This window comes from Vibrio sp. 1S139, assembly GCF_041439475.1.
GTDB classification, from domain to species: Bacteria; Pseudomonadota; Gammaproteobacteria; order Enterobacterales; family Vibrionaceae; genus Vibrio; species Vibrio crassostreae_C.
Genome location: NZ_JBGOOD010000020.1, coordinates 24,414 through 44,699 on the forward strand (window position 1 = coordinate 24,414; position 20,286 = coordinate 44,699).

A 20,286-nucleotide genomic window follows, 5' to 3' on the forward strand; every position below is an offset into this window, starting at 1 on the left:
GTGGCCATAACGTCGCTGAAGTCATTAAAAGGAAGTAAACATGACAACGCAACGCAAAGCTTATCGCGCCAGCATTTTACACAGCGTCGCCGACCCAAAAGACGTCGGTATCGATGAGTCTTACGACTATTTTGAAGACGGTGTTTTAGTGGTTGAGAACGGCCATGTCGTCGACTTAGGCCATGCCGATGAGGTATTGGCTCGCCAACCAAAAACACTCGAAGTAAAAAAATACAAAGACAAGCTGATTACCTCTGGCTTTATTGATACGCACATCCACTACCCTCAAACAGGGATGATCGCGTCTTACGGTGAGCAGCTACTTGATTGGTTAGAGAACTACACCTTCCCAGAAGAAAAACGCTTCAAAAACCCAGTTTATGCACACAAAGTGGCGAAGCTATTCCTAGACGAATTAGCAAGCAACGGTACCACCACTGCACTCGTGTTCGGTACCGTGCACAAAGAGTCGGTTAACGTGTTCTTTGAAGAAGCTGAGAAGCGCAACCTACGCATGATCGCAGGTAAGGTATTGATGGATCGCAATGCGCCTGATTACCTCACCGACACACCAGAATCTGGCTACGCAGACTCCAAGGAACTGATTGAGAAATGGCATAACCGCGGCCGTTTGCTTTACGCGGTGACACCTCGTTTTGCGCCAACCAGCACACCAGAGCAACTTGCCACTGTCGGTAAACTGCTAGAAGAATATCCAGACGTGTACATGCACACTCACCTTTCTGAAAACGAGAAAGAGATTGAATGGGTAAAAGAACTGTTCCCAGAGCGCGACAGCTATTTGGATGTGTATGACCACTATGGCCTACTGCACAAACGTTCGGTTTTCGCCCATGGCATTCACTTGTCTGATTGCGAATGTAAGCGCCTAGCCGACACGGAATCTGCCATTGCTTTCTGCCCGACCTCTAACCTGTTCTTAGGCTCAGGTTTATTCCGATTACCAGAAATGGAAGAGCACGGCATTCGTGTTGGTATGGGGACTGATGTCGGCGCAGGCACTAGCTTCTCAATCCTACAAACCATGAGTGAAGCCTATAAGATCATGCAGCTTCAACATAAGAAATTGCACCCAGCTAAGTCGCTATTCTTAGCCACATTAGGTGGTGCACGTTCACTGCATTTAGAAGACAAGATTGGCAACTTGGAAGTAGGAAAAGAAGCCGATTTCGTGGTGTTGGACTTACACGCCACACAATTGATGCGCTTTAGAATGGAACAAGCGACCAAGCTTGAAGAGAAGCTATTTGTATTGATGAGCCTGGGTGACGACAGAACCGTCAGCGAGACTTACATCTACGGCGAGAAAGCCTACGATGTGAATTTCAAAGATTACAAGAAGCTCGTTAGTTAGTTCGCTAATAAACACACGCTAGGTAACCTTTGTTGTTAAGAACCCGTCCAGATTCGCCTAGCTTTTAAAGACCAGCCGTTAACGCCGCTGGTCTTTTTTTGTCCCTAATTCAAAGAAATACAAATAATTGCTCGTGGTGTGCTCCACACCCATGACGCGGCTGCCTTATGTTGATAGGTTAGGTTTAATGGCATTAGGTTGTAATTTGTCCGTTTAAAACAAATCATCACTCTCGCTTAGAAAGGAATTCTATGTTCGAACAGGTCGTCAGCATTCTGTTTCCCGTTTTTGCTTTAGCCAGTGCTGGCTTTGCGGTGGGTCGTTGGCTCAAGCCCGATTTCAAACCGATCAATCGCATCAACATGGATGTGTGTATTCCTGCGCTAGTATTTGCATCGCTGACCACCATGCCTCTCGACACCGAACAACTGCCACTCATCACCGCCTCTTTGGTCGCGGTGTTGGTGCCTGCTTTATTGATGATACCAATCTGTAAGATCTTTAAGCTCAACTTCAAAGCTTGGGCTCCGCCACACATGTTCCGCAACAGTGGCAACCTCGCGATTCCCCTATTCACGTATACCTTTGGTGAGAGTGCATTAGCCCCTGCAGTACTGCTGTTTGTGGTATCGGCGTGTGTTCATATTAGTGTCGGTTTAGCACTGCTGAGTGAAGGTAACCCGATCAAACAGATCCTCAAGATGCCGATATTCTTAGCCGCAGCATTAGCGATGACGCTCAACCTGTCTGGAATTGCAGTCTGGAATCCAATCTATGAAGCCACATCGCTACTCGGCCAAGCAGCCGTGCCTATCATGCTGTTGTCGTTGGGTTCGCAAATGGTGAACTTGAAGCTAAGTGGATTAAAAGTTGGCTTGCTGTGTACGGCTCAATCGCTGTTCACTGGTGCCATCGCCTTCGCCATCATCTACTTCTTTATCCCGCTGCCAACGCTGCACCTACAAATGATGGTGCTGTTCACCATGCTGCCACCTGCCGTGATGAACTACCTGTTTGCAGAAAGGTTCAATGTCGAGCCTCCCAAGGTCGCATCTATGGTGTTGTTCGGCAACTTCCTGAGTGTGGTGACTTTACCTATCTTGCTGTCATTCGCGCTGTCTATGTCATCTTAAAGAACCGCGAACCTTCAGGTTTACGACCTTTAAAACTTAGCCAATCAATAAAAAGGGAACGCAACTTAGCAAAGTTGACGCTCCCTTTTCAGACTATATTTTCTATTTATCTCAAGCTGTGTTTCTCTCCGCAAGCACCTCTTTAAATGCGAACATGCCATTTAATGCCGAAGGGAATCCCGCATACACCGACATCTGCAGTATCACTTCTTTAATCTCTTCTTCACTGCATCCTACATTGAGTGCCGCATTCAAATGCACCTTAAGCTGAGGGACACAATTACCGAGTGCGGTAAGGGCAGCGACGGTCGCGATCTCTCGTGATTTCAAATCCAAACCGGGGCGTGAATAGATATCACCAAAAGGATACTCGATAGTATATTTTGCAAGATCAGGGCAGATGTCTTGCAGGCTTTCAATAACCTGTTGCCCTGCTTCTCCGTCGATATGATTAAGTCTTTCTAAGCCAATGTCGAAACGTGATTGATTCATGAGTTTGTTCCTGTATTTATAGTTCACAGGAACACCTTACAAGTTAGAGTCGACTCTAAGTCAACGGACTTTTCCATCTCGATACAAACTAATTTTTTGCTCTAGCGCAGCCAGATGCTTTTGCTGCTCTTCGATATGGGACCTCAAATTCTGTTGATGTTGTTCGAGCAACACTTGGCGCTGCGAAGTCGATTCTGGCCCTAATTCCCTTAGCTTTGCGTATTCTAAAATCTCATCCAGTGGCATTGCGGTGTCTTTTAAGCGCTTCACGAACTCAATCCAGGTAACGTCTTTCGATGTATAGACTCGATGCCCGCTGCTGTTTCGCTGAACATTTTTCAACAAGCCGATTTTTTCATAGTAGCGAAGCGTGTGGGCTGACAAACCCACCAACTGAGAAAACTCACTCACATTCATTACTTCACCTTTTCTATCTGGGTATAGGAACTCAAACTATGCGCACTTATCTAATTTGAGCTCTGCGGTCACTTTCGTCAAACGCAACGCAATAGCGAAACAGACTAAGTAAGGACTCACATACCAGAAGAGGCTTTCTAATGGCTGCTTCACCTGCGCTTCTCTGGTTTTTATGTATTGGTTTTTCTGCATCTCATACTGACTCAGCATACCATCCACCCACACGGCATCACTTTCCACCAGCGATACACTAGGCGCAGGAACTGTAAAATCCGATGCGTTGGGTAACAAGGTGAAATCAACGTCTTTGAACGTGATCGCCGTATTCAAATACCACAAACACGCTTCATGGTGCTGAGCGTGATTATCCAAAGATGGTTGACCTGTGCAGGTATCACTTCGCAGCTTATCCAAAGAAAACTGCTGAACCGATTCTAAAATCGCCACCGCTCTGGTTTGTTCGGTTTCAACCCAATCGCCCGCTACTTTCGCACGAATCTCAGACACCGCACCCAGCATCCCGATACCCGCCAAGAACGGCCATAAATAATCCATGAGCTTCCATTTTCGTCGGCTCAAGTTGAACCCACACCAAATCGGAAGATGAAAAAGGAGCGTTAGCCCAAGCGATAGCAAAACGAAATTCAAAGAGCTAGAGAGCATGAGTTCGCTATCAAAGAAGTTCTTCATAATGAGAGACTTGCCTGTATAACAAAGAGAAATTTGATACTAAATTCGATATTTGAAAAGAGTGTAAGAGGAAAGTAAAAACAGCACCAACAATTGGCGTTGGCGCTGTTTATTTAAGCAACTAACGGCTTTTCCATCGGGATGCAATCGAGGCTAATACCTCTAGGAGAGTGATAAGTGGAAAGTTCATCACCAATAAAGCCACACGCACGATAAAACGCAGCGGCATTCAGAGTCGATTCTAACTTCATTAACGGCAAATTGTGTTGAATCGCGAGTTCCTCTAAGAACTGCAACATCTGCTTCGCTGCGCCTTTTCCGGAAAAATCTGGGGCAACAAAAATAGCATCAACCATACCGGTTTCGATGTTGATCTTACCGCTGCCAATCACTCGACCATCAACTTCTGAAACGTGAAAGGTTTGGACTACATCGCTTATGAATCCATCAGACATTCCACCCTGCGTCCATATTGACAGCTGTTCTTCTGAGTAATAAGCGGAACACTTTTCGATAATGGCGCGGCTTCGAATATCGAAAATATCCTGAGCATCAGACTCAACCGCTTTTCTAATTGTAATCATAAGCCTACCTAGAGGAATTGGTGGGAAATGGAAAGCCATGGCTGTGGCACTAACCTCACTCAATCTATCACAAGGCGACTGGCTATTTCAGCTCCAATACATACTCAATGAAATCCGCTTTCTTTTCACGGTACTCTTCTTGCGACCAACCTTCACAAGACATTTTGAGGGTGTTGTATTGCTCCACTAATTCCGGATCCGTACGTAGCTTGTCACGAAACCTTAGAAAACATTCGAACTCAGAACCATTGGCAACTATTTGCAACGCCACATCATCCCCTGATGTAGACTCCAACATACACAGTTCCGGCGTTCTTAAGGTATCGAGTTTCTCATTGAAGCCGAGTGTTGTGAGTCTCTCTATAACATCCTCAAGCTCATTAAGCTCAACACCAACGAAGATATCTAGATCGCCCTTAGACACGGCAAAAGGAATAGAAGATGCGCCTACGTGCTCAATTCTCGCATTAGGGACTAGTTTTTTAATGTCACGTTCGTATCGGACAAACAGCTCGTGGCAAGCTGCTTGGTATTGCTTCGCGGGGTAAAATTTCATATATCCTTACTCCGAATCACAAACTATTGAACACACCAATTGCTAACAGAAGCAACACGATGCTAATAGCTCCGATATAAGAGATTCTGGTTCGCTCTTTTTCGGTTGGAACCAATGGAGGGAAGCGCCCTAATGTGAATACTTTACAGACTATCCAGCCAGCTCCGTAACCAATGAACTCAATCAATATCGACTGAAACAGATACCTAAAGAATGAGCTCAATGCCCTAAAATACGCGACTATCAAGTCTTCCATTTTTTGTCCTAACTAAAGTCAATTCGGACTAAAAATGCCATGGGTAGAGATTCATATCAAGAACCTTATACTGAATTTCCTACGTAAAAACATTTCCCTAATGTTAGAAACAACATAATCAATTAGGTGACCCACCAACGATATGAATGATCGTTATAAACACCTATTCGTACTTTTAATGTCTTTTACGCAAGCTCTTTTTCTAAAACTGACTCCGAATTTTTGACACCAAACGGTATATGAACTGAAGGAGCTACAGAACTAGTAGAACTTAAATGACCAGATTGATCATCAAAGAATATATGGGGTTTAAGAACGCCTAGGACTAACCCTTTATCAACACCACCCAAGAAAAACGCATCATTTGTCATTACTCCCCAATCTTTCAACGTGTTTAACGCTCTTTCATGCGAGGGAGCATTTCGAGCAGTCACAATTGATACCCTTAGTCTATTTTTATAATCTGGTTCTGATTGCTTCTTCTTTTCTTCTATTTTTTGAATAGCTGATATCTTGACTAAAAATTCCTTCAATGGGCCAGGGTTATGAGGCTGTAAAACATTCCTTGTTTCATGTTCATGAAATTGGCTAAGATCATTTGTGGTATGCATAACAGTTTCTGATTCGTCATCAGCAAGAACTCCATCAAAGTCGAACGCAATTCTTAAGTCATCATCATCGCCATCAATAATTGTCGATTTCATTACATGACCAGCCGGGTAACCCAACGCAATCGCTTCTTTGACATCAAAAGAGTTACCAGACAAAAATAAAGAGATACTTAATGCAGGGATGTACTCATACGGAGACTTACCTTGCATAAAAATTGCGCGTGAAATAGGTAAATTATGATGTTTAATTGACTTCATAACTCGAAGTCCTGTGTCAGGGTCATTTCGTGACAATAAGACGACTTCAACTAATGGGTCAGACTCTGGATCATTACTCAAATTGTTTAGAGAGAGTAGTCGTTTTACAAACGAAAAAGATACCCCTTTATCTAAAGGTGCATCTATATTATCGGATTGATATTTTCTATATTCTTCTTCGCCTTTTGTACGAAAAACTGAATCAGACTTTGTCAAATCAAACATTGCACTAGAAGCAACACCAATAACCAACCTCGAACTTAATTCATACGGCATACATAAACTCCAAATTTTAGTGGTAAACCTTTAAGAACCTAATTGCTACATCGAAAAATGAGTAACATACTCCTCATGCAGTAGTCTTTAACAAAAGCTCTCGATCTTGTTGATACAAAAATCACGCTATAAAGCCATACCTAAACAAGTAAACCTTGGCTAACGGTTTGCTTATCAAAAAACGCGATCCATGCAATCAACCTGTCTGTGTTTTGAGTAATATTATTGCCAGCATTAATCTGCTGAAGATAATGAGCAATAGACATCCAAGCCTTAACATGGCGGTCGCTAAGCTCCGAACAAACTGGTGATAATGCAAGAATTAGAGGCTGCTCAGTCAAGCATACTTCAAGTAGATTCTCTTTAAACAAGTCACTATGAAGTTCCTCTACCAAAGAACTCTTAAACTCTTCAAGTATCTGTTGATTCTTCTCATGTTCAGCGGCATGAAACAAAAAGCTAGCCCCCATTTTTCCATCAGAAAGCTCAACATCATTAAAAATACGTCTCGTAAGAAACCTCAATTGAGCTCGAAGACGGCGTTCAAGCATAATTTGCTTGCGCAAGCTTTCTAGTCTGCCGGCCTCTTCTCGGCGCTTTAATTCTTTACCTTGAATAGCATCAATGACAAAGAGAATAACCACTAGCTCAATGATCATTCCAGAGAGCTCTGGCAAAAGGTTTCCGGCAACATAATCAGCCAAAGTAGTATCTGTGGAAGACGTATAAATTGACAATGTGATTTTCAATAACACCACTGCTGTTAAGAAGACAGTAATGTAAACGTTCTGCATATGTCTCGTAGCATTTGCAAAATGTTCAAACAAGGATTTCATTTAGTTGGCTAATTTTAAAAGAAAATATATTACCACACACAATGAACTTGAACGCATACAAAAGACAAGTCGATATACGAAAGATGAGATAAATAGTTGGCAACGTAACAGCCGCAAGATTATTAAGTAATCAACTTGGAAGTAGCGGCTGAATTAAAGCTATTCGAGATGCTTTTGAGCACTCCTAGAAAAACAAAAACCCCGGTTATAGGAACCGGGGAAACAGGGTGGGATGAGTTCGGCGCGTGCCCGAAACCAAACTCTCCCCAAGCCTCACCTAAGACTCATGCTCTTAGGTAAAGGATTCACATCATTATTGAAGCGTAGCGCCTTGCTCTACCCAAGTGCCGATGAGTGCGCGTTCTTCGTCGGTCATTTGAGTCATGTTGCCGAGCGGCATCACCTTGGTTGTTACGGTTTGAGCAACAATCCTTGGTACGTTGGCTTTAATCTCTTCTGGGGTATCAAACATCACACCCGCAGGCGCAGCAGCAAAAGCGGCGTGACTAGGGGTTGAAGAGTGACACACAGAACAGCGCTCTTGAATGACCTTGTTGATGGTTTCAAAGCTGACGCCTGCGCTAGCCGTTTGCATTGCGTGGTCTGCAGGTACAACTGGGGCATCTGCCGAAGTTGAAGCTGTGCTGTTCGAAACAGCCTCTTCTGTCGCCGATTCAGTCGCGCTGACTTGCACTTCTTGAACCACTGGTGCTTGCACAACCGGAGTCATCTGTTTTTTCGCGTAAGGTGAGGTAACAAACGCAAGCGTGATCATACCCAATGCTGCTACTGGTATTGTCCATGCAAACTTTTGGCTACCATGACGCGTGTTGAAGTAGTGACGCACTAAGATACTGAAGATCGCTAAGCCAGCAAGAATCAGCCAGTTATATTCCGAGCCATAAGTGCTTGGGAAGTGGTTACTGATCATGATGAACAGCACTGGCAGTGTCATGTAGTTGTTGTGACGAGAACGCAGTAAGCCTTTCGCTGGCAGTGCCGGATCCGGTTCGCGCTTCTCTTCTATCGCTTTCACCAAGTTACGCTGCGCAGGCATGATAACGCGGAATACGTTACCCACCATGATGGTACCAATGATCGCACCAACATGGATGTAAGCGCCACGACCACTGAACACTTGGGTTAGACCATAGGTCGCAGCAACAAGCAGCACAAACAGCACAACACCAAGCAACACGGGGGTTTTACCTAATGGTGAGTCACACAGTAGATCGTAGATAAACCAACCAGCAACGAATGAACCAATACCAATCGCGATTGCCGTTGTTGAATCAAGGCCAGAGCCCGGTGCAATCAGGTAAATCTCAGCGTTGAGGTAGTAAACCACACCCAGTAGACACACACCGGTGATCCACGTGAAGTAGGCTTCCCATTTAAACCAGTGCAGGTGCTCTGGCATCTCTGGTGGCGCAAGTTTGTACTTCTCTAGGTGATAAATACCACCGCCGTGAATTGCCCATAAGTCGCCTGAAAGGCCCGTTTTTGGGTTTACTCGGTTAAGGTTGTTCTCTAACCAAACAAAGTAAAATGATGCGCCTATCCACGCAACACCAACAATCATGTGAGCCCAGCGTATTGCTAAGTTCAACCATTCTGTAATATGCGGATCCATAATAAACTCCTGTATCACAACGCTTTAGCTAAGCGTTGCTCTTCCTTATTGTCGTCCGTTGGCAAGTCGTCCAAATGCAATGCCACTCGGTCGCTGTCGAAATAAACTTCGTCACAGTTATGCCCTTCGCCGCCTCTATCGACGATCAAGAACTGGTCTTGATCGGTGAGGGCGAGAACTGGGTGATGCCACACCCCTTTGTGATAGTTCACTCCTTGACGGCCGTTGCTCAAGAAAGCTCGGCTATTGGCTAATGTTGGATCGTCGCCTTTTGGCGCAACAACAATTAAATAGGGTTGACCAAGTAATGGAATGAATGCCTGAGAGCCAAGTGGATGACGCTCTAACATTTTGATGGTCAGTGGGTAGCTCAACGGTGTGGCTTGGAAGATGCTGATGATGGCTTCTCCGTCTTGGTCTTGCACATCCGTTGTCGCTAACTTGTGGTAGCGGCGTGTTGATCCACTGTTGATCATGAAGAAATCACTATTATCGGACTCGATAACATCGCCAAACTCTGCAAAAGCCTGCTTGGTTAACGGTTCGATGGATAAACGACGTATTCCATTACTCATACTCATTTCCTATTTCGCTTTCGTACCAAACAGACGCAAACGGCTGATACCACCATCTGGGAATATGTTTGCACGTACGTGGGTAATCGCACCAAGGTCGTTTACCTCAGAAATGAATTCGTGAATCTCGTGCGCTTGCAGCTTTTGTGCAGGCAACAGTTCACGCCAGAATAGGCTTTGTGTTTCCACTTGGTCGTCGGTACCGCCTTTCACGTAAGCCGCTTGAATTGAGCAGCTGTCAGGGTAGTTACCTTTGAAATGAGCCGTATCAACAACGATGCGTTCGATGTTACCTGGGTGGCCTAGTGCCACGATAACCCAGTCGTTACCCGGTGTACGACGACGCGCTGTTTCCCAACCGTCACCCATGTTTTCACCGCGGCCTGGGCCTAAGATGTTGGCTTTGTTTCCGTAGTGTTCGTCACTACATGCGAGTGCTCGGCCACCGTGTTCAACCGATGCTAGGTCAACTTGTTGCTGAGAATCTATTGCTTCCCAATCGACACTTGGTCGACCATAAACACGTAAGCGTGCGACACCGCCATCTGGGTAGATGTTCAAACGTAGGTGCGTAAATACTTGGTCACTTTCGATTGCTTCAAGATGATGATGATCACCCTGCAATGCCATTGAAGGCAGAATTTCTTGCCACTCTGTTGCGTCTGTTGGCTCACCTTGTGGTGAATAACACGCGTCAATTGATGCCGAAGGTGGGAAGTTACCTGTGAAGAATGAGGTATCAATATCAACGCCAGCAATGGTGCCAGCTAGGCCAAGGCGAACGACACAGTAGTCGTAACCTTCACCACGTTTACGTCTGCTTTCCCAACCGTCCATCCACTTGCCGTTATCGTCGTATAAGTCGTCTTTCCACTCTGGCGCTGCGTGGCTGAGAAGACGGCTTTTATCTGCAAAAAAATCGTCTGTTGCGAAGGTAGCTTCTGCGCCGAGTTTTTCGTCTGCAAGGTTTATGTATTGTTCAAATGTTTGGGTCATGTCCGTGTAATCCTATCCAATTAATCAAGTAATAATAAAATGAGAACTCAGTGGCTTATTCGCTTATAAAGCGTGCTCTTAGCGCACTAAGACTGGGCTGAGATAGCTGTTAACTCCGTTAACTTACATATCCCAGAGACGAAACATCGCGATCTTGTTGATCTCTTGAATCGCCGTAGCAAACTCAGTTTCACTATCATTTCCTAATCGCATCTCGAACGACTCAAGAATTTGGTAACGATTGGCTCCCTTCACCGCCATGATAAAAGGGAAATTGAAGCGACTTTTGTAGCTGTTGTTGTAAGAAGTGAATTTTTCAAATTCTTCGGCGTTGCACTGGTCGATGCCCGCCCCCGCTTGTTCTTTGGTCGACGACTCGGTGAGTTCGCCGTTTACTGCTGCTCGACCGGCTAAATCCGGGTGAGCGTTGATCAAAGCCAACTGTTTGCCTTGGTCTGCACCTAACAAGGTCGATGCCATTTTCAGATGAAGATTCTCGATATGGTCGTCTTCGGCATTCAAACCTTGGTCATACACCACTTCTGCAACCCACGGGCTGTGTTCGTAAACATCAGCAAAGTGAGCGACAAAGGTATCGCGGTCCATGGTTGTTGGTTGGCATGATCGAAATTCAGTCACGTTAAGCCTCCTTGCTTCACTGCTACTTTTGCTGTTGATGATTAGCGTTATTTGGTTGATATGGATGATGTTGGTGCCAGTGGTTGGCGATATCGATTCGACGACATAACCACACGCTGTCGTGCTGTTTTACGTAATCTAAGAAACGTCTTAATGCAGCAATACGACCGGGGCGACCAATCAGACGACAATGCAACCCAACCGACATCATTTTCGGTGCGGTTTCGCCTTCCATATAAAGGGTATCAAACGTGTCTTTTAGGTATTGGAAGAACTGCTCACCAGAGTTAAAGCCTTGCGCCGTTGAAAAACGCATGTCGTTCACATCAAGTGTGTAAGGGATCACCAATTGCGGATGACCAGTCTCGGTGTGCCAATAAGGCAGGTCATCATCATAGGCATCTGAGTCGTAAAGAAAGCCGCCTTCTTCTGCGACTAAGCGACGCGTATTTGGACCTGTTCGACCTGTGTACCAACCTTGTGGGCGCTGACCCGTCACTTGTTGGATAACCTCAATCGCTTTGGTCATATGGTCGCGCTCTTCAGACTCATCAATATATTGATAGTCTATCCAGCGATAACCGTGACTACAGATTTCGTGACCTGCTTCTACCATGGCTTTAGCTACGTCTGGGTGACGCTCAATTGCCATAGCGACCGCAAAAACAGTCAGTGGAATTTCATATTCATCGAACAAGCGAAGAACACGCCATACACCCGCACGGCTACCATATTCATAGATGGATTCCATGCTCATGTGACGTTCGCCTTTGATCGGCTGTGCTGACGGGATCTCTGAAAGAAAGGCTTCAGACTCGTCATCTCCATGTAACAAACAACGCTCACCGCCCTCTTCATAGTTCAATACAAAAGAAACCGCGACGCGCGCATTACCTGGCCATTGAGGGTTTGGAGGGTTAGCTCCGTAACCGATCAAATTTCTTGAATAATCCTTATTCATCCAAGTACTCCTAACATAAGTGGTTGGCTTAGCCGCTCTTTAAGTGAGTCGCCAAATGATTCAACCAAATGGATTCTCGATAAACAGAGCAACCTTACCCCTGTACATTTATTGTATACAATTATTTATCTCAATGTAAAGATTTTGTTATTCAAGTTAAATTTACGCACTATTGCCATTTAAAAACAACAACTTAATAAAGTCAAAGCTCACCAAAAAACGATAATCAAGATCTATAAAGTCAGAAAAAACGACACAATAGTTAACATTTTTCCAACAATTTCCTTTACTAATTGTGTACAGTTCGTACATAGTTAGTGATAACAAAGTGACCAGTTGCATTCTTTGCAAGGTCGAAACAGACAGATAAACCACGGAACAGAGGAGCGCCAAAAGCGCTATTAAAGGACTATGGGAAGATTAACAACACACGTATTAGACACAACTCACGGCTTACCGGGTGCAGAGATCAAGGTAGAGCTTTATAAGGTCAATGAAGACTCAACAGAAAAGCTGGCGACGGTAATCACTAACTCCGATGGCCGAACCGATGCGCCGATTCTGGCAGGGAATGATTTCCGACCGGGGAAATATCAATTAGTGTTTTACGTAGCCGATTACTACAGAAGTAAAGGCGTGGAATTGGATGGCGTGCCTTTCCTAGACGATGTTGTTATTCGTTTCGGCTTAGATGATCCAGAAGCGCATTATCACGTTCCTCTTCTCGTCTCGCCTTACAGTTTCTCAACCTATCGGGGCAGTTAGTCTCGTGACCTAGAACTTCTAACTAGGCTCAATCACCAAATATTAAACAAATTCACGTGTACATCCCAAAAGGTGTGCACTCACTAAACACGTTCATATAAAAATACTAACAACGTTATTAGTTAGAAGTTGATGACTAATCAACTGATAGCTAAAGAAATAGCGGCTAGGAAAAAACCTTAAAACTTAATATTGAAATCTCGCTGTATTCAATAAATGGATCACAACATAAAAGGACTTGCTGACATGAGTGAGAGTAAAACAGAAATACTCAACCAAGATGCGAATAACGGAATTTTAGAGAAACTCTTTAAAATTAAGGCACACGGAAGCAGTGTGAAAAATGAGTTGGTCGGCGGTGTCACCACCTTCGCAACCATGGCTTACATCATCTTCGTTAACCCACAAATCATGGCCGCATCGGGTATGGATGCAGGAGCGGTATTCGTCGCAACCTGTATTGGTGCAGCTATCGGTTGTTTGTTAATGGGGTTATTTGCGAACTGGCCTGTCGGACTTGCGCCGGGCATGGGCTTGAATGCCTTCTTCTCGTTCACGGTAGTAAGCGAAATGGGCTACAGCTGGGAAGTGGCACTGGGTGCGGTGTTTATCTCAGGTATCTTGTTCGTCGGGATGAGTTTCTACAAAGTCCGCCAATGGATCATTGAAAGTATCCCTGTGAGTTTACGTTACTCCATGACTGCGGGCGTTGGTTTGTTCTTAGGTCTAATTGGTCTTAAAACAGCAGGTATCGTCGTCGAAAACCCAGCAACACTGGTATCACTAGGTGACTTCACTAAACCTGAAGCGCTACTGGCCGCTATCGCTTTCCTTATCATCGCTGTTCTTAGTGAGCGTAAAGTATTTGGTGCGGTGTTAATCGGTATTTTGAGTGGAACGCTCGTCGGCATGATGCTTGGCTTAGTGCATTACAACGGCTTCTTCGCGGCGCCACCAAGCTTAGCGCCTACGTTCCTAAAAATGGACATTATGGGCGCTCTCGATGTTTCAATGATCAGCGTTATCTTGGCTTTCCTTTTTGTAAACATGTTCGATACCGCGGGTACTTTGATGGGCGTGGCTGAGCGTGCAAACCTAACTAATCCTGAAACAGGCAAGATCGAAGGCCTAAGCAAAGCGCTGAAAGCCGACAGTATCTCAAGTGTGGCAGGTGCGTGTGTAGGTTGTCCGCCAGTAACCAGTTACGTAGAAAGTGCAGCGGGCGTTGCAGCAGGCGCACGAACTGGCCTATCGGCAATTGTGGTTGGTGTGTTGTTCTTAGCGGCGATTTTCCTATCTCCTCTTGCAGGTATGATCCCGGCTTACGCCACCTCTGGCGCGTTGATTTACGTAGCGTTTGTGATGATGAGCAGCATGCAGCACGTTGATTGGAAAGATTTCACCAACGGTGCACCCGCAGCGATTACCGCTTTGATGATGCCACTGACGTTCTCTATCGCGAATGGTATCGCACTGGGCTTCATTACCTACACAGTACTTAAGCTGGCGACAGGTAAAACAAAAGACGTATCAATTTCGATGTACTTCTTAGCGGCTATCTTCATCGCCAAGCTCGTGTTCATCGGCTAATCACCCAACGTAACTATCGCTTGGCCTGTTCGCAGGCTGAGCTATCAAGAAACAGGTTACAACACCATTTTTAAGAAAAAGCTAATTGTGCTAATCAGCGGAACGCACAAACATCCGCTCGGTTAGTGCACCTTTTTTATGACACTACGCAGTTTGTAGAAGTCATTATTTGACCGCCAATCGCCTGTAAACGGAAACGCAGGCAGAGGAATATCAAATGAAACTTCTGTACACCCTAAATGAAAGACCGCCTCATGGGCTAACCCTTCTACTTGCTTTACAACACATGCTCGCCTCGATTGGTGGCATCGTCGCTGTCCCGCTTATTGTCGGTGCTTCTATCGGCCTACCTAACACAGAGATCGTCTCGCTGATCAACGCGGCGCTATTGGCTTCTGGTATTGTGACTGTCGCGCAATGTCTCGGTTTTGGCCCTGTTGGTATTCGACTGCCTGTTGTAATGGGCTCAAGCTTTGCCTTTTTAGGTGTGGCTATTTCCATCGGTAACGAAGGTGGTGTCGCCGCGATCATGGGCTCGGCGCTTATCGGTTCATTCGTGGTAATTGGTGCCAGCTTCTACATGGACAAGGTTCGGAAACTGTTCCCAACCGTGGTAAGTGGTGTGGTGGTTACCTTAATCGGTTTAACCATTTTACCGGTTGCCATGAATTGGGTCGGAGACGCTCCTGCCAACACAGAACAATTCGCGACCTTACCAAAGCTGTTTCTAGCCCTTGTATCTTTAGGGATTGTGGTCGGAGTATCGGTTTACTGTAAAGGCGCGGTTGCTGCTTCAGCTATCGTGATTGGTTTAGCGGGCGGTTACATTGTGGCGCTATCGCTTGGCATGGTCGACCTCGAGCAAATCAGTTCTGCCGCTTGGGTTGGCGGCCCTGAACCCTTCAAATATGGCTTCACCTTTTCTGCGAGTGCCATCATCAGCATGAGCTTGGTGTACATCGTGGTTATCGCTGAAGCAACGGGCGATTTCATGGCTCTCGGTAACAACTGCCAAACCCAAGTATCCGGTAAAGACTTAAAACGTGGTCTATTGGGCGATGGCCTTGGCAGTACCTTATCTTCGATTTTAACGGCAATGCCACTGGCATCGTTCAGTCAAAACGTCGGTATTGTGGGTATCACAGGTGTAGCAAGTCGTTATGTAGTGGCTGCAACCGGTGGTTTGCTAATTTTAGGCGGTTTATTCCCGAAATTAGCCGCTATTGCCGTCACGATTCCGAAACCTGTTCTAGGTGGTGTGGGTTTTGTGATGTTCGGTATGATTGCCTACGCGGGTATCCGCATGTTGATCAAGGCCGCAGACACCAAGCGAAATGCCTTGGTAATCTGTGTTGGTTTAGCGTCTGGCTTAGCCGTCACTTTCGAACCAAGATTGCTGCAACACTTGCCGCATGACCTTGCGAACTTTCTTCACTCAGGCATCACTACCGGTACTATCATGACGGTGCTATTGAACCTTGTTTTACCAAAGTCTTCACGAGCAGAAGAGCAAGAAGCACTGGCCGAAAGCCAAGCGCAAGTTGAGCTAGAAATGAAAGAGCAAGCTGAAGAAGAACGACACTCAGACGAGCAATTAGAGATTCGACAAGCAAGTACAGAAACAGATGTTCAAGCGGCATCAGAAAATCCTGAGCCCAAAGCGAACTAACTAGCTAACTCTCGAACTAATTAAGTCTGGAACTAACTAAGTCTCAAATTAACTGAGTCTAGAACTAACTGGTTCACTGACTAACGTAAAACCGATTTTCACAGAATCAGGGAATGATTAGAGCATTGAACGTTTTAACGCCCCTGATTCGAATTTATCTTTCAACAGCAAATACCAATAAAGACCCTCTTCCCTGAAAAGGCTGAGATGGCTAAGGACTACTATGAATGGAAACCATCTGGATTAAGAATCCTCTCGCAATCTACACTGGCTCACTGGCTGATGCAGAAGGCGGTATTGTCATTAAAGGTAATACAATCATTGAGCTGGTTGGCAAACACAAAGAACCGACCTTACCCGTAGATCACAGCGTCGACGCCTCTCGTCATGTTGTGACTCCTGGGCTTATCAATGCGCACCACCACTTCTATCAAACCCTAACGCGAGCCTACCCCAGCGCACTCAATAAAGAACTCTTCCATTGGCTACAAAGCCTCTACCCAGTTTGGGCCAACCTCGATTCGGAGATGATGAGCCTCGCAACAGAGCTTGCTCTGGTTGAGCTGATGATGTCGGGCTGTACCACTGCTTCCGATCACCATTACTTGCTACCAGACGGGCTTGAGCACGCTATTGATTTGCAAGTCGAGGCCGCAGAGAAACTGGGCGTTAGAGCGATATTTACCCGAGGTTCCATGAGCCTAGGGGAAGATGAGGGTGGATTGCCACCAAGACACACCATTCAAACCGAACAAACCATCATTGATGACAGCCAGCGCTTGATTCGTGATTACCACCAGCGTGATGAAGGGGCGATGATTCAAATCGCGCTCGCGCCTTGTTCGCCGTTCTCAGTCACTACCGACCTGATGAAAGAGACCGCCAAGATCAGTGAGCGTGAAAACGTCATGATGCACACGCACCTATGCGAAACGCTCGATGAAGAAGACTTCTGTATAGAGAAGTTTGGCTTGCGCCCAGTTGATTACCTAGAAGATGTGGGTTGGCTGAACGAGCGCACTTGGCTCGCTCATGGTATTCACTTCAATCCAGAAGAGATCAAACGTTTGGGTAAAGCAGGCATTGGTATCAGTCACTGCCCAACTTCCAATATGATGTTGGCTTCCGGTATTTGTAAAAACAACGATCTAGAAGCAGCAGGCGTAAAAGTCGGGCTAGGTGTGGATGGTTCGGCCTCAAACGACGGCTCTAATATGATTGCCGAAGTGCGCATGGCGATGTATCTACAACGCCTGCAATATGGTTCCGCCAACGTTTCACACTTTGATGCATTGCGCTGGGCGACATCCGGTTCTGCCGCGGCAATGGGCAGAACCGACATTGGTACACTAGAGGTTGGCAAACAAGCCGATATCGCGATGTTCAAGCTCGATGATATTCGTTTTTCTGGCAGCCACGACCCACTGGCCGCATTACTACTTTGTGGTGCTCAACAAGCGGATAAAGTGATGGTTGCAGGTAAGTGGCGAGTGAACGATGGCGCTGTGATTGGCGTAGACATGGAACAACTAATGCACCGCCACCATGCAGCTGCAATGAAGCTAGGTAAACTGGCGATGAATAATTAAATACTCTCTAACTAGAAAAGCGAAAAAAGGCCGACGTGATGTCGGCCTTGTTCATTCAGTTCGATTTTTAGAAACCGATTTACATCTTAATCCATCAAGCTCTTCGACTTAATCGCCTTCTTAGAAAGCTCTTTGGCAAAGGCTTTGATATCTGTTTCAAACTCATCGACGCTTTGGCGGATGTCATCCAGTTGAACCGTCTGCATCACGCGGTTTTCCATTACGATTTGGCCGTTAACAATCGTGGTGTCGATGTTGCTTGGGTTCGCTTGATAAACCAAAGTCGCGTATGGGTCGTAACTTGGCATCATGTTCGCCGATTGTGTCTCGACAATCACGATATCCGCTTTTTTACCGGCTTCAAGAGAACCGATTTGGTCTTCCATGTGTAGGGCTTTTGCGCCACCTAATGTCGCCATCTCAATCACTTGTTCAGGAATCATAATAGTGCGGTCAGAATGCTTTAAGCGCTGCATGTTAGCTGCGTAACTTAATGTGCGCATGATATCGACTTGGTTTGAGCTCATTGGGCCGTCGGTTCCTAAGCCAATGCGCATGTCGGCACGATACATCTCCCAAGCAGGCGCAATGCCTGTCGCCCCTTTGGCGTTCGCCATTGGGTTGTATGAGATACCTGCATCTGCTTGTTTCAATAGCTTTTGGTCATTTTCTGAAAGGTGGATGCCGTGAGCAATCACTACACGCTCATCAAGCACACCGATTTCATCCATGTATTCAACTGGCGATGTCGCTTTGGTTTCGTCTTTGATGCGCTTTTCTTCATTCGGGAATTCAGCAACGTGAATCAACACGGGTACATCGTATTGAGCCGACAGTTTATTAATTTCTTGCAGCTTATCTTTACTCACGGTGTACACCGCGTGTGGTGCATAAGCAGGTGTGATTAACTCGTCGCTTTTGTATTGCTCAATAAAGCCTTTGGCATACTCAATCCCACCGTAAGGTTCTTTAGCATCGACCACCGGGAACTTAATCACGGTTTCGCCGAGCACGGCGCGTAATCCAACTTCTTTGGTCGCTTTTGCCATTTCATCCATGTGGTAATACATATCGGCATAAGTGGTTACACCGCTCTGTGCCAATTCGATAGAACCAAGCTTGGTTGCGTTGTAAATCAGTTCACGGCTTAGCTTTTCGGCTTCTAGAGGGAAGAAGTAAGCGAACAAGCGGTTCGAGATGCCCTCTTCCCCTAAGCCACGAAACGCGATCATCGGTAAATGGTTGTGTGCATTCACCATACCCGGCATAACAATCCCGTCTTGGGCGTCAATCACCTTTTCAGCGCGATATTGAGTGATCAAATCCTCGGTACCGACTGCGATGATCTGGTCGTTTTTCACTACAACAACACCATCTTCAATCACATCCATTTCTGAATTGATGGTGAGAACCTGTCCGTTGGTGATGATCAGATCAGCGTTGTATGTTTGCGTCGCGACCGTTGAACCGCAACCTGCAAGCAGAACTGCGCTGATGGTGCATGCCAAGCTTTTAAGCGTCATTGCTAAACCTTAATGTTGTGCGTGTAATATTGTTAGCGGCTTCATCTATAAGTTTCCAGCTTTTCGCTTTTCAGAAGAGTAAGTGCCGCCAATTTTCGCGATACTATAACCTGTCATTTAAATAAAATGGCATACCTAATCGAACCGAATTCAAGATAAATGAGTTATTGCACAACAGGTCACAAAAGAGGTTCTGCGCTTATAGTCACTCACACACCTAGATAAACGTTCAAACAACATTAGCTTTTCACACCACAGCCTTTAATCACTAACTGTGTGATGAACTGAGCGGCATCGGCATAGTCTTTATCATCGAGTTGGTCTTTCTGCATTACGCTGCAAATCTGCCAGCCAAAATCGGCATAGGTTTGGGTGGCCGCCCAAATGGTGAACATGAGGTGGTGCGCTGGTACATCGTCCATTAAGCCTTGCGCCGACCATGTCGAGAACTTATCGAGGATCATCTGGGATTGCTTATACAGCTCGTCACCAATCTCTTTCGGCAATACTTTAGCGCCAGACATCACTTCATTGGCAAATACCTTAGAGGCATGTGGATGATCGCGAGAAATGATCAGCTTGGTTTGAATATATTGAGACAAGGCTTCAACAGGATCGCTGAGCTCTTCAATCGGACGAGACGCTTCTAGTAAAGGCTGAGTGACGGTTTCAAGCACAGCGTTGTAGAGCTTATCTTTTGAGCTGAAATAATAGAATACGTTAGGCTTGGGAATGTCGGCCGCTTTCGCGATGTCGGCCATTTTTGTTGCAGCATAACCATGAGTGGCGAATTGTTCACACGCGACTTCGATGATTAAATCTTGATTCTTTTGTCTGATCCTAGACATATTGCATCCTTTAC

21 protein-coding genes are annotated in these 20,286 nt (G+C 45.7%); 6 read left to right on the plus strand and 15 right to left on the minus strand.

The window, feature by feature from the left end; genetic code table 11:
* Positions 1 to 40 precede the first annotated feature (40 nt).
* On the plus strand, positions 41 to 1,375 hold the full coding sequence (gene guaD, locus ACED46_RS09045) for a guanine deaminase (protein ID WP_371721293.1): 1,335 nt from the start codon (positions 41 to 43) through the stop codon (positions 1,373 to 1,375).
* A 251-nt stretch (positions 1,376 to 1,626) separates the two neighbouring features.
* Positions 1,627 to 2,508, plus strand: coding sequence for an AEC family transporter (locus ACED46_RS09050; RefSeq protein WP_004732869.1), 882 nt, complete (start codon positions 1,627 to 1,629; stop codon positions 2,506 to 2,508).
* A 111-nt stretch (positions 2,509 to 2,619) separates the two neighbouring features.
* On the opposite strand, the gene ACED46_RS09055 is transcribed toward ACED46_RS09050, so the two are convergent.
* From ACED46_RS09055 to puuE, 13 genes are all read right to left on the minus strand, one after another.
* Entirely contained in the window at positions 2,620 to 3,000 is a 381-nt protein-coding gene (locus ACED46_RS09055; protein ID WP_371721294.1) for a carboxymuconolactone decarboxylase family protein, read from the minus strand.
* A gap of 60 nt (positions 3,001 to 3,060) precedes the next feature.
* Entirely contained in the window at positions 3,061 to 3,417 is a 357-nt protein-coding gene (locus ACED46_RS09060) for a MerR family transcriptional regulator (protein ID WP_017076955.1), read from the minus strand.
* A 36-nt stretch (positions 3,418 to 3,453) separates the two neighbouring features.
* Positions 3,454 to 3,972 (minus strand): hypothetical protein, encoded by a 519-nt coding sequence (locus ACED46_RS09065; RefSeq protein WP_371721295.1) that lies wholly within the window; start codon positions 3,970 to 3,972, stop codon positions 3,454 to 3,456.
* Positions 3,973 to 4,220: 248 nt separating this feature from the next.
* Entirely contained in the window at positions 4,221 to 4,691 is a 471-nt protein-coding gene (locus ACED46_RS09070; RefSeq protein ID WP_371721296.1) for a GNAT family N-acetyltransferase, read from the minus strand.
* 82 nt (positions 4,692 to 4,773) lie between these two features.
* Positions 4,774 to 5,247: a GrpB family protein gene (locus tag ACED46_RS09075; protein ID WP_371721297.1), complete on the minus strand. Its 474-nt coding sequence runs from the start codon at positions 5,245 to 5,247 to the stop codon at positions 4,774 to 4,776.
* A 16-nt stretch (positions 5,248 to 5,263) separates the two neighbouring features.
* Complete coding sequence (locus ACED46_RS09080; RefSeq protein WP_371721299.1) at positions 5,264 to 5,503, minus strand: hypothetical protein; 240 nt, start codon at positions 5,501 to 5,503, stop codon at positions 5,264 to 5,266.
* A 185-nt stretch (positions 5,504 to 5,688) separates the two neighbouring features.
* A complete protein-coding gene (locus ACED46_RS09085) occupies positions 5,689 to 6,648 on the minus strand; it encodes a 5'-nucleotidase (RefSeq protein WP_102566036.1) in 960 nt (319 codons plus the stop codon).
* Between the two features lie 140 nt (positions 6,649 to 6,788).
* On the minus strand, positions 6,789 to 7,442 hold the full coding sequence (locus ACED46_RS09090) for a hypothetical protein (protein ID WP_102566037.1): 654 nt from the start codon (positions 7,440 to 7,442) through the stop codon (positions 6,789 to 6,791).
* 355 nt (positions 7,443 to 7,797) lie between these two features.
* Positions 7,798 to 9,117 (minus strand): urate hydroxylase PuuD, encoded by a 1,320-nt coding sequence (locus tag ACED46_RS09095; RefSeq protein WP_371721300.1) that lies wholly within the window; start codon positions 9,115 to 9,117, stop codon positions 7,798 to 7,800.
* Between the two features lie 14 nt (positions 9,118 to 9,131).
* A complete protein-coding gene (locus tag ACED46_RS09100) occupies positions 9,132 to 9,692 on the minus strand; it encodes an ureidoglycolate lyase (RefSeq protein ID WP_004732859.1) in 561 nt (186 codons plus the stop codon).
* 9 nt (positions 9,693 to 9,701) lie between these two features.
* Positions 9,702 to 10,688, minus strand: coding sequence for an allantoicase (gene alc, locus ACED46_RS09105; RefSeq protein WP_004732858.1), 987 nt, complete (start codon positions 10,686 to 10,688; stop codon positions 9,702 to 9,704).
* Positions 10,689 to 10,811: 123 nt separating this feature from the next.
* Complete coding sequence (gene uraD, locus ACED46_RS09110; RefSeq protein ID WP_017086622.1) at positions 10,812 to 11,327, minus strand: 2-oxo-4-hydroxy-4-carboxy-5-ureidoimidazoline decarboxylase; 516 nt, start codon at positions 11,325 to 11,327, stop codon at positions 10,812 to 10,814.
* A gap of 22 nt (positions 11,328 to 11,349) precedes the next feature.
* Positions 11,350 to 12,288: an allantoinase PuuE gene (gene puuE / locus ACED46_RS09115; RefSeq protein WP_108150150.1), complete on the minus strand. Its 939-nt coding sequence runs from the start codon at positions 12,286 to 12,288 to the stop codon at positions 11,350 to 11,352.
* A gap of 411 nt (positions 12,289 to 12,699) precedes the next feature.
* Here puuE and uraH point away from each other — a divergent pair, with 411 nt between their 5' ends.
* The 4 genes from uraH (at position 12,700) to ACED46_RS09135 (ending at position 17,901) form a co-directional block, all read left to right on the plus strand.
* The gene (uraH, locus tag ACED46_RS09120) at positions 12,700 to 13,053 is read left to right on the plus strand and encodes a hydroxyisourate hydrolase (protein ID WP_017083063.1); all 354 of its coding nucleotides are present in this window, start codon (positions 12,700 to 12,702) and stop codon (positions 13,051 to 13,053) included.
* Positions 13,054 to 13,299: 246 nt separating this feature from the next.
* Positions 13,300 to 14,643: an NCS2 family permease gene (locus ACED46_RS09125; protein WP_371721301.1), complete on the plus strand. Its 1,344-nt coding sequence runs from the start codon at positions 13,300 to 13,302 to the stop codon at positions 14,641 to 14,643.
* Between the two features lie 217 nt (positions 14,644 to 14,860).
* The gene (locus ACED46_RS09130; protein WP_371721302.1) at positions 14,861 to 16,312 is read left to right on the plus strand and encodes a nucleobase:cation symporter-2 family protein; all 1,452 of its coding nucleotides are present in this window, start codon (positions 14,861 to 14,863) and stop codon (positions 16,310 to 16,312) included.
* Between the two features lie 227 nt (positions 16,313 to 16,539).
* Positions 16,540 to 17,901 (plus strand): 8-oxoguanine deaminase, encoded by a 1,362-nt coding sequence (locus ACED46_RS09135; protein WP_371721303.1) that lies wholly within the window; start codon positions 16,540 to 16,542, stop codon positions 17,899 to 17,901.
* Positions 17,902 to 17,987: 86 nt separating this feature from the next.
* Here the strand turns inward: ACED46_RS09135 and ACED46_RS09140 are convergent, their stop codons facing one another.
* Both ACED46_RS09140 and ACED46_RS09145 read right to left on the minus strand, forming a co-directional pair.
* Positions 17,988 to 19,424, minus strand: a complete 1,437-nt coding sequence (locus ACED46_RS09140; protein WP_371721304.1) for an amidohydrolase — start codon at positions 19,422 to 19,424, stop codon at positions 17,988 to 17,990.
* A 239-nt stretch (positions 19,425 to 19,663) separates the two neighbouring features.
* Positions 19,664 to 20,272 carry a TetR/AcrR family transcriptional regulator gene (locus ACED46_RS09145; RefSeq protein ID WP_102332259.1) on the minus strand — a complete coding sequence of 203 codons (609 nt, stop codon included), beginning with the start codon at positions 20,270 to 20,272 and terminating at the stop codon, positions 19,664 to 19,666.
* Positions 20,273 to 20,286: the final 14 nt, after the last annotated feature.

Bases quoted from the DNA above. Each gene is read 5' to 3' on its own strand.
- ACED46_RS09080 (WP_371721299.1), bottom strand. From the start codon at position 5,503: ATGGAAGACTTGATAGTCGCGTATTTTAGGGCATTGAGCTCATTCTTT.
- ACED46_RS09065 (WP_371721295.1), bottom strand. From the start codon at position 3,972: ATGGATTATTTATGGCCGTTCTTGGCGGGTATCGGGATGCTGGGTGCG.
- uraH (WP_017083063.1), top strand. From the start codon at position 12,700: ATGGGAAGATTAACAACACACGTATTAGACACAACTCACGGCTTACCG.
- alc (WP_004732858.1), bottom strand. From the start codon at position 10,688: ATGACCCAAACATTTGAACAATACATAAACCTTGCAGACGAAAAACTC.
- ACED46_RS09140 (WP_371721304.1), bottom strand. From the start codon at position 19,424: ATGACGCTTAAAAGCTTGGCATGCACCATCAGCGCAGTTCTGCTTGCA.
- ACED46_RS09055 (WP_371721294.1), bottom strand. From the start codon at position 3,000: ATGAATCAATCACGTTTCGACATTGGCTTAGAAAGACTTAATCATATC.
- ACED46_RS09050 (WP_004732869.1), top strand. From the start codon at position 1,627: ATGTTCGAACAGGTCGTCAGCATTCTGTTTCCCGTTTTTGCTTTAGCC.
- ACED46_RS09060 (WP_017076955.1), bottom strand. From the start codon at position 3,417: ATGAATGTGAGTGAGTTTTCTCAGTTGGTGGGTTTGTCAGCCCACACG.
- ACED46_RS09090 (WP_102566037.1), bottom strand. From the start codon at position 7,442: ATGCAGAACGTTTACATTACTGTCTTCTTAACAGCAGTGGTGTTATTG.
- ACED46_RS09100 (WP_004732859.1), bottom strand. From the start codon at position 9,692: ATGAGTAATGGAATACGTCGTTTATCCATCGAACCGTTAACCAAGCAG.
- ACED46_RS09070 (WP_371721296.1), bottom strand. From the start codon at position 4,691: ATGATTACAATTAGAAAAGCGGTTGAGTCTGATGCTCAGGATATTTTC.
- puuE (WP_108150150.1), bottom strand. From the start codon at position 12,288: ATGAATAAGGATTATTCAAGAAATTTGATCGGTTACGGAGCTAACCCT.
- ACED46_RS09125 (WP_371721301.1), top strand. From the start codon at position 13,300: ATGAGTGAGAGTAAAACAGAAATACTCAACCAAGATGCGAATAACGGA.
- guaD (WP_371721293.1), top strand. From the start codon at position 41: ATGACAACGCAACGCAAAGCTTATCGCGCCAGCATTTTACACAGCGTC.
- ACED46_RS09095 (WP_371721300.1), bottom strand. From the start codon at position 9,117: ATGGATCCGCATATTACAGAATGGTTGAACTTAGCAATACGCTGGGCT.
- ACED46_RS09145 (WP_102332259.1), bottom strand. From the start codon at position 20,272: ATGTCTAGGATCAGACAAAAGAATCAAGATTTAATCATCGAAGTCGCG.
- ACED46_RS09130 (WP_371721302.1), top strand. From the start codon at position 14,861: ATGAAACTTCTGTACACCCTAAATGAAAGACCGCCTCATGGGCTAACC.
- ACED46_RS09075 (WP_371721297.1), bottom strand. From the start codon at position 5,247: ATGAAATTTTACCCCGCGAAGCAATACCAAGCAGCTTGCCACGAGCTG.
- ACED46_RS09085 (WP_102566036.1), bottom strand. From the start codon at position 6,648: ATGCCGTATGAATTAAGTTCGAGGTTGGTTATTGGTGTTGCTTCTAGT.
- ACED46_RS09135 (WP_371721303.1), top strand. From the start codon at position 16,540: ATGGAAACCATCTGGATTAAGAATCCTCTCGCAATCTACACTGGCTCA.